The organism is Flavobacterium sp. AC105 (assembly GCF_979258495.1).
In genome coordinates, this window is the sequence record NZ_OZ409860.1 from 2942360 (window position 1) to 2954861 (window position 12502).

11 protein-coding genes are annotated in these 12502 nt (G+C 32.6%); 7 read left to right on the forward strand and 4 right to left on the reverse strand.

Annotated elements, in window-relative coordinates:
- Nucleotides 1–2: 2 nt before the first annotated feature.
- From ACZ0AH_RS12275 to ACZ0AH_RS12285, 3 genes are read right to left on the reverse strand one after another with little or no spacing between them, the layout of a single operon-like run.
- On the reverse strand, nt 3–1391 hold the full coding sequence (locus tag ACZ0AH_RS12275; protein WP_463476083.1) for a bifunctional UDP-3-O-[3-hydroxymyristoyl] N-acetylglucosamine deacetylase/3-hydroxyacyl-ACP dehydratase: 1389 nt from the start codon (nt 1389–1391) through the stop codon (nt 3–5).
- Nucleotides 1384–2427, reverse strand: coding sequence for a UDP-3-O-(3-hydroxymyristoyl)glucosamine N-acyltransferase (gene lpxD, locus ACZ0AH_RS12280; RefSeq protein WP_463476084.1), 1044 nt, complete (start codon nt 2425–2427; stop codon nt 1384–1386). Before lpxD ends, ACZ0AH_RS12275 begins: the two co-directional genes overlap by 8 nt.
- A gap of 39 nt (nt 2428–2466) precedes the next feature.
- Nucleotides 2467–3696: an HD domain-containing protein gene (locus ACZ0AH_RS12285; protein ID WP_463476085.1), complete on the reverse strand. Its 1230-nt coding sequence runs from the start codon at nt 3694–3696 to the stop codon at nt 2467–2469.
- A gap of 222 nt (nt 3697–3918) precedes the next feature.
- Between ACZ0AH_RS12285 and porX the strand changes: the two genes are divergently transcribed.
- The 5 genes from porX to ACZ0AH_RS12310 all read left to right on the forward strand — a co-directional run bounded on the left by porX (nt 3919) and on the right by ACZ0AH_RS12310 (nt 8243).
- Nucleotides 3919–5472 carry a T9SS response regulator signal transducer PorX gene (gene porX / locus ACZ0AH_RS12290; protein WP_463476086.1) on the forward strand — a complete coding sequence of 518 codons (1554 nt, stop codon included), beginning with the start codon at nt 3919–3921 and terminating at the stop codon, nt 5470–5472.
- 78 nt (nt 5473–5550) lie between these two features.
- Nucleotides 5551–5958 (forward strand): tRNA (adenosine(37)-N6)-threonylcarbamoyltransferase complex ATPase subunit type 1 TsaE, encoded by a 408-nt coding sequence (tsaE, locus tag ACZ0AH_RS12295; RefSeq protein ID WP_463476087.1) that lies wholly within the window; start codon nt 5551–5553, stop codon nt 5956–5958.
- Nucleotides 5959–6064: 106 nt separating this feature from the next.
- The gene (locus ACZ0AH_RS12300; RefSeq protein ID WP_463476088.1) at nt 6065–6538 is read left to right on the forward strand and encodes a GNAT family N-acetyltransferase; all 474 of its coding nucleotides are present in this window, start codon (nt 6065–6067) and stop codon (nt 6536–6538) included.
- 82 nt (nt 6539–6620) lie between these two features.
- Complete coding sequence (locus ACZ0AH_RS12305; RefSeq protein ID WP_463476089.1) at nt 6621–7820, forward strand: alanine dehydrogenase; 1200 nt, start codon at nt 6621–6623, stop codon at nt 7818–7820.
- Nucleotides 7821–7856: 36 nt separating this feature from the next.
- Nucleotides 7857–8243, forward strand: coding sequence for a DUF4258 domain-containing protein (locus tag ACZ0AH_RS12310; RefSeq protein ID WP_463476090.1), 387 nt, complete (start codon nt 7857–7859; stop codon nt 8241–8243).
- A 205-nt stretch (nt 8244–8448) separates the two neighbouring features.
- Here ACZ0AH_RS12310 and ACZ0AH_RS12315 read toward each other — a convergent pair whose 3' ends face one another.
- On the reverse strand, nt 8449–9114 hold the full coding sequence (locus ACZ0AH_RS12315) for a uracil-DNA glycosylase (RefSeq protein WP_463476091.1): 666 nt from the start codon (nt 9112–9114) through the stop codon (nt 8449–8451).
- A gap of 133 nt (nt 9115–9247) precedes the next feature.
- Between ACZ0AH_RS12315 and ACZ0AH_RS12320 the strand changes: the two genes are divergently transcribed.
- Nucleotides 9248–11413, forward strand: a complete 2166-nt coding sequence (locus ACZ0AH_RS12320) for an endonuclease MutS2 (RefSeq protein WP_463476092.1) — start codon at nt 9248–9250, stop codon at nt 11411–11413.
- Nucleotides 11414–11688: 275 nt separating this feature from the next.
- Nucleotides 11689–12102, forward strand: a complete 414-nt coding sequence (locus tag ACZ0AH_RS12325) for a thiol-disulfide oxidoreductase DCC family protein (RefSeq protein WP_463476093.1) — start codon at nt 11689–11691, stop codon at nt 12100–12102.
- Nucleotides 12103–12502: the final 400 nt, after the last annotated feature.

The window sequence follows — 12502 nt, forward strand, 5'->3', positions numbered from 1 at the left end:
TATTATTGTTTTCTTGCAATTTGAGCCATTAATTCTGCCTCGGTCACTAATTTTCCGTTTGCATACGCATTTGCCTGCATGTGACAAATTCCTCTTCTGATAGGAGAAATCAACTCACATTTGAAAATTAATGTATCACCCGGCAATACTTTATGTTTGAATTTAACATTGTCTATTTTCATAAAGTATGTCAAATAATTTTCAGGGTCCGGAACCGTACTTAATACCAAAATTCCTCCTGTTTGTGCCATTGCTTCAACAATTAAAACGCCCGGCATAACTGGTGCTTCTGGAAAATGCCCTACAAAGAAATTTTCGTTCATCGTTACATTTTTCATTCCCACCACATGACTGTCAGACATTTCGATAATTCTGTCGATCAATAAAAATGGAGGTCTGTGAGGTAAAACAGCCATAATTTTATGGATATCCATCAAAGGCTCTTGATTTAAGTCATAAACCGGCACGTGGTTTCTTTGCTCTATTTTAATGATTTTCGCCATTTTTTTGGCAAACTGAGTATTTACATAATGCCCAGGTTTGTTAGCGATAATTTTTCCCTGAATTCTAACACCAATCAAAGATAAATCTCCCACAACATCTAGCAATTTATGTCTTGCAGCTTCGTTTGGATAATGTAAAGTAAGGTTGTCTAAAACACCATTTGGTTTAACCGAAATTTTGTCTTTTCCAAAAGCTTTCTTTAAATTTTCCATTGTAGACTCAGAAATTTCTTTATCTACATATACAATAGCGTTATTTAAATCGCCACCTTTTATAAGTCCGTTTTCTAATAAAGATTCTAATTCGTGTAAGAAACTAAAAGTTCTGGAATTAGCAATTTCCTCTTTAAAATCGGCTATACTTTTCATAGTAGCATTTTGAGTACCTAAAACTTTAGTACCAAAATCTACCATTGCAGTTACTTGATAATCGTCGCTAGGCATCACCAGGATCTCGCTTCCGGTAGTTTCATCAGTAAACGAAATAACTTCTTTTACTACATAAACATTACGTTTCGCGTCTTGCTCTTCGATACCTGCGTTTTCGATTGCTTCAACAAAATATTTTGAAGAACCATCCATAATAGGAAGTTCAGAAGCATTTAATTCTATGATAACATTATCCAGATCACAACCAACTAACGCAGCTAAAACGTGTTCCGGAGTTTGAATTTTTACGCCTAATTTTTCTAAATTAGTACCTCTTTGCGTATTAACAACATAATTAGCATCAGCCTCAATGACTGGTTGACCTTGCAAATCTACTCTTACAAAAGTGAAACCATTATTAATTGGAGCAGGTTTAAAAGTCATTGTAACTTCTTTTCCAGTATGTAATCCAACTCCTGTTAGTGAAATTTCATTTTTGATGGTCTTCTGTTTAACCATTATTTCCATTTTTTGGGTTTATTATTTGTTTTTTTAATTCTTCAACTTCGGCCACAATTTTAGGTAAATTCTTAAAATGGACATACGATTTATTAAAATCGCCATATCCTAATGATGGAGATCCTTGCAAAACTTCATCATCTTTGATATTTCTTGCTACGCCCGATTGAGCCTGAAGCCTTACATTATTACCTATAACCAAATGGCCTGCGATACCAACCTGCCCGCCAATCATACAGTTTTCTCCAATTTTTGTAGAACCTGCAACACCAGATTGTGCTGCAATTACGGTATTTCGACCAATTTCTACATTATGGGCAATCTGGATCTGATTGTCTAATTTAACTCCGTTTCTAATAATTGTAGAACCAAGAGTTGCTCTGTCGATTGTAGTATTGGCACCAATATCTACGTTATCTTCAATAATAACATTCCCAATTTGAGGAACCTTACTATATACACCTTCTTCATTTGGTACAAAACCAAAACCATCCGCACCAATTATAGTCCCTGAATGAATGGTACAATTGTTACCAATTATTGTTTCAGAATAAATTTTAGCGCCTGCAAAAATATACACATTATCGCCAATAACAACATTATCGCCAATAAAACTGTTGGGGTAAATTTTTACGTTGTCGCCAAGAATCACATTTTGTCCTATATAACTAAAGCTTCCTAAATATAAATTTTCACCATGTTTAGTTCCTTCAGACATAAAAGACTGCGGTTCTACTCCGTTTTTATTCAATTTTACCTGGTTGTAAAACTGCAAAAGTTTAGAAAAAGACGCATAAGCATCTTCCACTTTTATTAAAGTTGTAGTAATTTCCTGTTCAGGTACAAAGCTGTCATTAACAATCGTTACTGAAGCTCTGGTAGTATATATGTAGTTGATATATTTCGGATTAGCTAAAAAAGTAAGCGATCCTTCCTCGCCTTCTTCAATTTTAGATAAGCGAGAAACTTCTGCATTGGGATTCCCAACAACTTCTCCTTCTAAAATTCCTGCTATTTGTTCTGCTGTAAATTTCATTGCGACAAAAATATAAAAAATAGATTTTAAATGTTAATTTTAGATAAGTTGTTTTGGAAAACAGATGTAATATTTTGTCACCAATTTAGATAACGATTTCAAATTCAGCTGATCAGATGCTTCTACAACATCTTCAATTGTTTTATCTTTTTTCAAAATTCGTATCGGTTCAGCTTCTTTACTATAAGCCTGATTTTTAATTTTTCCTCTAAAAATAAAATATCCGGCTTCTAATTGCGTAATATGGTGCGCATTAGCAAATTCTTCTTTTAAAGATTGGGATTCTTCCATCGGAATTTTATCTGCGCTCAATTTTATTTTTAGTAAATCTCTGTTAATGATCATTTTACTTAAAGTAGAAAGGATGAAATCAGGATGTTTTTGCCAGGTTTTTAAAGCGCTAATAATATCAAAATCATCAAGTTGAGAGAATAAATCCAACTTTTCGGCATCAAAATCTTCCAAAGCCACTTTATTTTGCATAAAATACAAAAGAGGTTCGCTGCAAGGCAGATTTATTCCTTTTAACGTTAATTCTTTCGCTCTTTTCAGCACTTTCATCAAAATTAATTCGGCCACCAAACTCGTTTTATGCAAATAAGCCTGCCAGTACATTAATCGTCGTGAAAGCAGAAATTTTTCGACAGAATAAATTCCTTTTTCCTCAATTACCAAAACGCCGTCAACCACATTCATCATCTGAATCAATCGTTCAGAATTAACGTTTCCTTCTGCAACTCCGGTATAAAAACTATCACGTTTTAAATAATCCATTCGATCCATATCTAATTGACTTGAAATCAATTGCAACATGAATTTCCTGTGATAATCCCCTTTAAAAACCTGAATAGCCAAACTTAGTTTCCCGTTAAATTCTTTATTTAACTGGTTCATAAATAACAACGAAATAGCTTCGTGATTCACATCTTCAACAATACTTTTTTCCATTGCATGCGAAAACGGACCATGACCAATATCGTGTAGTAAAATGGCGATCAACAAAGCACATTCTTCATCATTGGAAATCGCAACACCTTTAAAACGAAGCGTTTCAATAGCTTTTTGCATCAAATGCATACATCCCAAAGCGTGATGAAAACGCGTATGATTGGCACCGGGATAAACCAAATACGATAATCCCATTTGCGAAATACGGCGTAAACGCTGAAAATAAGGATGTTGAATTAAGTCGTAAATAAGTTCGTTCGGGATGGAAATAAACCCGTAAATGGGATCATTGAATATTTTTAACTTATTAATATGAGTCACTATTTGGTTATTTTTAGGTCAACAAATATAAGTAATTAACTATAAACCGCTTGGTGTTTTTTATTTAAAAGTTAAGAAATTAATTTTCATTAAAAACTTCATATTTAATATAAAAAAAGCCAATTTCCAGACAAAAACTACTTTCTTTATTATTAAATTTATACTATTTTTAATACTTTTTAAGTTCTATACCATTAAATTGCATCAAAATTAAATTCTTTTATGGACAAGATAAAAATACTTTGGGTCGACGATGAAATCGATCTTTTAAAGCCACATATATTATTTCTCGAGAAAAAAAATTACGCTGTAACTACTTGTAATAACGGTCTGGACGCTATTTCATTATTTGAAGAAGACAATTTTGATATTGTTTTTTTAGATGAAAACATGCCCGGAATGAGCGGTTTGGAAACACTTTCGGAAATGAAAGAAAAAAAATCAGCCATTCCGATGATTATGATCACCAAAAGTGAAGAAGAATATATAATGGAAGAAGCCATTGGATCTAAAATTGCTGATTATTTGATAAAACCAGTAAATCCTAATCAGATTTTATTGAGTTTGAAGAAAAATCTGGATCATTCCAGATTAATTTCCGAAAAAACAACTTTAGATTACCAAAAGGAATTCAGAAAAATTTCAATGGAATTAGCGATGGTTAATTCATTTGAAGATTGGGTTGAATTGTATAAAAAATTGATTTTCTGGGAACTCGAACTTGAAAACATCAACGATCAGGGAATGATAGAAATCCTTGAATCTCAAAAGGTTGAAGCGAATTCGCAATTCGGAAAATATATAGAAAGAAATTACGAAGACTGGTTTGCACCAAAAGCAGATAAACCTATTCAGTCCCATAATTTATTTAAGGAATTAGTCCTTCCGGAAATCAAAAAGAAAGACAAGCCTATTTTGTTTGTTGTAATTGATAATTTACGTTACGATCAATGGAAATCCTTTGAAACAGTGGTTTCTAACTATTATAAATTAGAAAAAGAAGTTCCTTATTTCTCGATTCTTCCAACAGCGACACAATACGCCAGAAATGCAATTTTCTCCGGTTTACTGCCTATAGAAATGGAAAAACAATTTCCGCAATATTGGAAAAATGATGTCGAAGACGGCGGGAAAAACCTTTATGAAGCCGAGTTTCTTTCTGCTCAACTGAAACGTTTAGGATTAAATCTTAAGGAAGATTATTTCAAAATAACTAATTATGCCGGCGGTAAAAAACTAGCAGAAAACTTCAAAGCTTTAAAAGGCAATGATTTAGTGACTATTGTTTACAATTTTGTCGACATGTTATCGCACGCAAAAACCGAAATGGAAGTCGTAAAAGAACTTGCTTCTGACGATAAAGCGTATCGTTCCCTAACTTTAAGCTGGTTTAAAAATTCTCCGCTTTTAGAGATTATTCAACAAGCGCAATTATTAGGTTTCAAATTAATCCTGACCACAGATCACGGAACAATTAATGTAAAAAATCCGTCAAAAGTAGTTGGAGATAAAAATACAAGTCTAAATTTGCGTTATAAAACAGGCCGTAGTTTAACGTACGAATATAAGGACGTATATGTTGTAAAAGAGCCAAAAGACATTGGTTTGCCTGCAATAAATATGAGCAGTTCGTTTATTTTTGCCAAAAATGATTTTTTTTTGGCCTACGTAAACAACTACAATCATTATGTAAGTTATTACAAAAACACATATCAACATGGTGGAATTTCGCTTGAAGAAATGATTATTCCGTTTTTGGTATTTAACCCGAAATAAGAAAGTTTTCAGTCGCAGTTTTCAGTTTTAACTGAGACTGAAAACTGCGACTGAGACTATTTAATAAATTAATAAACAATGAATATCGTTTTTTCATTAGATCAAATCAAAGAAGTAACAGAGCAAATTTTAGCTCAAAACCCAAAGAAAATAATTCTTTTTAACGGAGAAATGGGTGTTGGAAAAACTACTTTAATCAAACAATTATGTAAAAGTTTAGGAGTTGAAGATGCAACCAGCAGTCCAACATTTTCTTTAGTTAACGAATACTACACTTCTAACAATCAAATCGTTTATCATTTTGATTTTTACAGATTAAACAAAGAAACCGAAGCGCTTGATATGGGCGTTGATGATTATTTGTATTCCGGAAACTGGTGTTTTATTGAATGGTCTGAAAAAATTGCCAGTTTAATTCCCAAAGAACATTCTCTAGTTACAATTGAGTTATTGGCTGATGGAAAACGAAGTTTAAAATTAGAATAAATATTCCACCTAGATTCACGAAAATTACACAGAGAAACACAAATAAATTTTAAAAAGCTTTGTGAATCTTCGAAAACTTAGCGAATCTCTGCGAAACGACATATATATGAACCTTCAAAATACAGTAGAAATAATCCCATTTTCACCCGATCTAAAAGAACCAATAAAAACCTTAAATATAGAATGGCTTCAAAAATATTTCAAAATTGAGGAAAAAGATGAATTGGTACTTTCGAATCCGCAAGAAGAAATTATTGATAAAGGCGGACTGATATTTTACGCTAAATATAACGATGAAATCCTGGAAACCATTTCTTTAATGAAAATTGATGATACTACTTATGAATTGAGTAAAATGGCCGTTTCAGATAAAGCACAAGGTCTTGGAATCGGAAATAAATTATTAATTCATTGTATGGCTGTAGCCGAAGAAAATAATATCCGAAAACTAATTTTATACTCAAACAGAATTTTATTGCCGGCACTTCATTTATATGAAAAATTTGGTTTTGTTGAAGTTCCATTAGGAGATGTGAGCTACGAAAGAGCCGACATTAAAATGGAAAAAATAATGATCTAATATTAAAGTAGTATTAGCAGAATTTTTACATTGATTTTAAAACTTTTTACGTAATTTGTACTCTTAATTTTTTGCAGAACCCATGTCAATAACCTTAACTCCATTTACGAAACAACAATTGTTGCCACAAGAAGAAAAACTTGAAATTGGTCGATTCAAAAGAGAACTTTTCATAGGAATTCCGAAAGAAACCAGTTACCAGGAACGTCGTATTTGCCTGACTCCGGACGCAGTAAACTCCTTAACCTACGAAGGACACAGGGTTATGATTGAAGCTGGAGCCGGAGAAAGTTCAAGTTATTCAGATAAAGAATATTCTGATGCCGGAGCAGAAGTTACAAACGATACTAAAAAAGTATTTGGCTGTCCGATGCTGCTTAAAGTTGAACCGCCAACATTAGCTGAAATTGAGATGATTAATCCTGAAACCATCATCATTTCGGCCATACAATTAAAAACAAAAAAGAAAACTTATTTTGAAGCTTTAGCGCAAAAAAAGATAACAGCTCTTGCTTTTGAATATATCAAAGACGAAGACGGATCTTATCCTGCTGTAAAATCGTTAAGTGAAATTGCCGGAACAGCTTCAATATTAATTGCAGCCGAATTAATGATTACAGATGAATTTGGGAAAGGGCTTTTATTCGGGAATATTACCGGCGTCCCTCCTACTGAAGTTGTGATTTTAGGCGCTGGAACAGTTGGCGAATTTGCCGCAAAAACCGCAATTGGTTTAGGCGCAAACGTAAAAGTTTTTGATAATTCGATTACCAAATTACGCCGTTTACAAAACAATTTAAACCAAAGAATTTTTACATCTACAGTACAGCAAAAAGCATTATTAAAAGCTTTAAGACGTTGTGATGTTGCAATTGGCGCCATGCGAGGAAAAGAACGCTGCCCGATTATCGTTACGGAAACGATGGTTGAACACATGAAAAAAGGCGCTGTTATTGTTGATGTCAGTATTGATACCGGAGGTTGTTTTGAAACTTCAGAAGTTACAACTCACGAAAAACCTACGTTTATAAAAAGTAATGTCTTGCATTATTGTGTACCTAATATTCCGTCAAGATATTCCAAAACTGCCTCATTATCAATTAGTAATATATTAACTCCATACTTACTTCAAATAGCGGAAGACGGTGGTTTAGAAAGTGCGATAAGATGTAATAAAGGACTTAAAAACGGAATTTATTTATACCACGGAATCCTAACAAATAAAGCTATTGGCGAATGGTTCGATTTGCCGGATAACGATATTAATTTACTTGTATTTTAAAGGAACTTTAATGTACCTTTGCAAAAAATTTATTTCATGAAGTTCGTACATCGTTTTGCTTATTATTTGATTGGATTAGTTATGGGATGCTTTTTTGTAGCCCTTGTTTTCAGTGGAAAAGATACCCGTTGCAACTATTTTCCGAACGCCAGAGTTTTGAATAATCTTAGAACAAAACCATTTCAATATTCTGAAAAAGCAATTCAGACTTTAAACGAAAAATGGGTTGATACGGCTGATGTAAAAAGCACTTTGACTTATGGAGATGTTGATTTTGACCAAAGTAATGTTCCTTTCAAAAAAGGAAAATTGTATATAATTGAAGGAAAAACAGCTAAGAATCAAGAGATTATTTTAAAAGTAATCAATTTTGAAGATAAAGCAATTTTAGACGAGATTATAAAAAAACCTGTAGAAAAATAGTCCACAAACTCTAGATCAATTGAGTTTTTTTGTCATTTCGAGGAACGAGAAATCACACTCGAAACCCGACAAAGATTAGCAATGTTCTGTACGGAATTACTAGTGTGATTTCTCGTTCCTCGAAATGACAAGATTATGAAAAATCGAGATGAAAAATATCAAGATTTGAAATTAGTGTAAATCTGTGTGTAATTAGTGTTTAAATTTACCACTCAATCTCTTTCATCCCTTTTGATTTCAAAAAGGCATTTGTCAGACTAAAATGTTTGTTGCCAAACCAAAATCCTCTATTAGCGCTTAAAGGCGAAGGATGTCCGGATTTTAAAATATGATGTTTGGAAGCGTCTATCAAAGCTGCTTTCTTTTGGGCAAAACCTCCCCAAAGCAAAAACACAACATTTTCTTTTTCAGCAGAAATTTGTTTAATTACAGCATCTGTAAATTTTTCCCAACCTTTTCCCTGATGACTTCCAGCTTCAGATTGGCGAACTGTTAACGTAGCGTTTAAAAGAAAAACACCCTGATCTGCCCAACGTTCCAGATTACCGGTTTTAGGCATTGGTTTATTTAAATCAGTTTCAATTTCTTTGAAAATATTTTGAAGAGATGGAGGAAAAGGAATTCCGTCATTAACAGAAAAACACAATCCATTTGCCTGATTAGGACCGTGATAAGGATCCTGACCAATGATAACAACTTTTACCTGATCAAAATGACAATGGTCAAAAGCTGAAAAAATTTGATTTCCTTTTGGATAACAAATTTTTGTAGCATATTCAGATTTTACAAAAGCAATTAATTCTTTGAAATAGGATTTTTCAAATTCTTCATTTAAAACTGGTTTCCAGGAAGAATGCATTTTTACGTCCATAATTTTTTATTGCGAATTTCAGAAATTTTTAAGTAAAATCATATTTACAAAGTCACAAAATTTAGACAAAAACTTTGTAGAATTCAATCACACTATTTTCGTACTTTTGTACGTACTTTATTAAAGGAATTAAATGATTAGTATTACCGAAAAAACATTACAAGATTTACAATTTCCAACAGTGCTCGAAACCATTTCAGCCGGCTGTAATACAGATATTGGAAAAGAAAAAGCTTTACAAATAACACCATTTAGAGATAAAGAAACTTTGATGCAGGCTTTGATGCAGACATCAGAATATGTTTCGTCTTTTCAAAATAACAACGCCATTCCGAATCACGGATTTGACGCCATAACGCACGAAATTAAGTTTTTAGCCATCGAAGATAGTTTTCTGGAAGTAGGCAGTTTTAGAAAAATTGCAACACTTTCGTCAACTTCGAATTTCTTATTGAATTTCCTTAAAAAATTTGATGATTATTATCCAAACCTAAATGCAAGAGCCTCAAGAGTTGAATACACCAAAGATATTGTTACGCTAATTGATGCAATTGTAGATAAATATGGCGAAATCAAAGACAACGCTTCGCCTGCTTTATTAAGCATTCGCCAAAATATGAATATTGTTCGCGGTAAAGTAAACCAAAGTTTTGGAGTTGCACTTTCTCACAACAATAGCCTTGGATATCTTGACGATATTAAGGAAAGTTTTGTGCAAAACCGTAGAGTTTTAGCGGTTTTAGCAATGTATCGCCGTAAAGTAAAAGGTTCTATTTTAGGAAGTTCTAAAACCGGAAGTATTGCTTATATCGAACCAGAAGCAACGTTGCAATATTCAAGAGAACTAGCCAATCTTGAATACGAAGAAAAAGAAGAAATCACCAGAATTCTAAAACAATTATCAAATCAGATTCGTCCTTATTTACCATTACTAATTGAATATCAGGAGTTTTTGAGTGATATTGACGTTGTGGCCGGAAAAGCAAAATACGCCAATAGAATCAACGGAATATTACCAACGATTACAGAAGAAAGAAGATTGTTTTTTAGAGAAGCTTATCATCCTATTTTGTATTTGAATAACAAGCAAAAAAACGAGGTTACGCATCCGCAAACTATTGAATTAAAACAAGATAACCGAATTATTGTCATTTCAGGACCAAACGCGGGAGGAAAAACAATTTCGCTTAAAACAGTTGGTTTATTGCAATTAATGTTACAATCAGGAATGTTGATTCCGGTTCATGAACGCAGCGAAACTTTCTTGTTTGATAGAATTTTAACGGATATTGGAGACAATCAATCTATTGAAAATCATTTAAGTACTTATAGTTACCGATTAAAAAACATGAATTATTTCTTGAAGAAATGCAACAAGAAAACCATGTTTTTAATTGACGAATTCGGTACAGGTTCTGATCCGGAATTGGGTGGCGCTTTGGCAGAAATTTTTCTGGAAGAATTTTACCATCGTGAAGCTTTCGGAATTATTACAACCCATTATTCAAATTTGAAAATTCTCGCAAACGAATTGCCTTTTGCAACAAATGCGAATATGATGTTTGATGAAAAATCATTAGAACCCATGTACAAACTGGCTTTAGGTCAGGCCGGAAGTTCGTTTACTTTTGAAGTCGCCTTGAAAAACGGAATTCCGTTTGGATTAATTAATCGTGCGAAAAAGAAAATCGAAGTTGGAAAAGTTCGTTTTGATAAAACGATTGCAACACTTCAAAAAGAGCGTTCAAAATTGGAAAAAACTTCTATTAATTTGAAAGAAGAAGAAACCCGGGCTCGTGAAGAAAGCAAAAAGATGGAAAACATCAATGTAAAAATCAAACAGAAATTAGAAAGCTATCAGGAATTATATGATAGCAATCAAAAAACGATTTACATTGGACAGAAAATCGAAGATATCTCGGAGAAATATTTCAACAATAAAAACAAAAAAGAATTGATTGGAGAATTTTTGAAAATTATAGAAATTGAAAATTCAAAACGTAAAAAAGCAACTCCAAAAGAAACCAAAGCTATAATCGAAAAGAAAAAAGAGGTTATTGCCGAAGTCACCGTTCAGGTTGAAGAAATTAGAAAAGAGAAAAAAGAGAAGAAACTGAAACCCGTTATCGAGAAACCCAAACCAGTTTTAAAAGTTGGTGACAGAGTAAGAATGCTCGACGGAAGATCTGTTGGAAGTATCGATTCAATCGAAAAAAATAAAGCAACAGTAAATTATGGGATTTTTACCTCTAAAGTAAGTCTAGATGAATTGGAATTTGTTGAGGCTGGGAAAAAGTAAGTTTTCAGTTTTCTGTCGCAGTTTCTGTCATTAAAAATGTAAAAATAATTTAAAAATTGAAATAAAGCGATTTAAGGAATGATTTTCAAGAATACGATTAGGAAGATGAAATTTTCAAGAAAATTATTTATGAATAGTTTATGAAAGCTGGTTTTGATTTATAAAATTTATTAAAATATCTGTTTTCATAAGTTTAATCAATGATCTAATAATAACTAGAGGTTAGCTTTGTCAAAGTTTAAAACTTTGACAAAGCTTTTAGTAAAACACACAAAATGCCGAACCTTCCACAAGACAAAAAAATAATCCTCTTCGATGGTGTTTGCAATTTATGTAACAACGCAGTCCAGTTTGTTATCAAACACGATAAAAAAGACATTTTCCGTTTTGTAGCTTTGCAATCAGAATTGGGAATTGAGATTTGCAAATATATAGGTGTTGACCAAACTAAAATTGACAGTATTATTTTATACAATCCTGGCGTTGCTTATTATTATAAATCTACTGCCGCTATTGAGATCGCTGAAGAACTTGGCGGAATTTATAATTTGATTTCTGTTTTAAAAATATTCCCGGAAAAACTACGAAATTTTGTTTACGATTATATTGCTAAAAACCGTTACAAATGGTACGGCAAAAAAGAAAGCTGTATGATTCCTACTCCGGAATTGAAGGCGAAGTTTCTTTAAATTCCAATTTTTAAAAAATTCCAAATTCCAACTTTTGCCCAATATTGTCATTTCGACGGAGGAGAGATCTTCGCAAGTAGTTCTATAATATACTTTATTTATTTCTTTGCGGGACTTCGACTTCGCTCAGTCTGACAAGATTATAGAAAAACTAAATTTATTATGAAACCTACTGCCCTAGCCCTGATAGAAGCGTTATCCTTTTATTTTTTTTCTTTAGAAAAATAAAAGATACAAGTGGATAGCAGGAAATAGCTCCTAAAAATTCCAATTGAAAATTCTAAAATATTTTAATTTAATTGTCGAGCTACTTGCGGAGATTTCTCGTTCTGCGAAATGACAAAACTTTGTCTTAAAAACATAAAAAATCCCAAACTCCAGTTTTTAAGTTGGAATTGGG

Bases quoted from the DNA above. Each gene is read 5' to 3' on its own strand.
- ACZ0AH_RS12275 (WP_463476083.1), bottom strand. From the start codon at position 1,391: ATGGTTAAACAGAAGACCATCAAAAATGAAATTTCACTAACAGGAGTT.
- lpxD (WP_463476084.1), bottom strand. From the start codon at position 2,427: ATGAAATTTACAGCAGAACAAATAGCAGGAATTTTAGAAGGAGAAGTT.
- porX (WP_463476086.1), top strand. From the start codon at position 3,919: ATGGACAAGATAAAAATACTTTGGGTCGACGATGAAATCGATCTTTTA.
- tsaE (WP_463476087.1), top strand. From the start codon at position 5,551: ATGAATATCGTTTTTTCATTAGATCAAATCAAAGAAGTAACAGAGCAA.
- ACZ0AH_RS12300 (WP_463476088.1), top strand. From the start codon at position 6,065: ATGAACCTTCAAAATACAGTAGAAATAATCCCATTTTCACCCGATCTA.
- ACZ0AH_RS12305 (WP_463476089.1), top strand. From the start codon at position 6,621: ATGTCAATAACCTTAACTCCATTTACGAAACAACAATTGTTGCCACAA.
- ACZ0AH_RS12310 (WP_463476090.1), top strand. From the start codon at position 7,857: ATGAAGTTCGTACATCGTTTTGCTTATTATTTGATTGGATTAGTTATG.
- ACZ0AH_RS12315 (WP_463476091.1), bottom strand. From the start codon at position 9,114: ATGGACGTAAAAATGCATTCTTCCTGGAAACCAGTTTTAAATGAAGAA.
- ACZ0AH_RS12320 (WP_463476092.1), top strand. From the start codon at position 9,248: ATGATTAGTATTACCGAAAAAACATTACAAGATTTACAATTTCCAACA.
- ACZ0AH_RS12325 (WP_463476093.1), top strand. From the start codon at position 11,689: ATGCCGAACCTTCCACAAGACAAAAAAATAATCCTCTTCGATGGTGTT.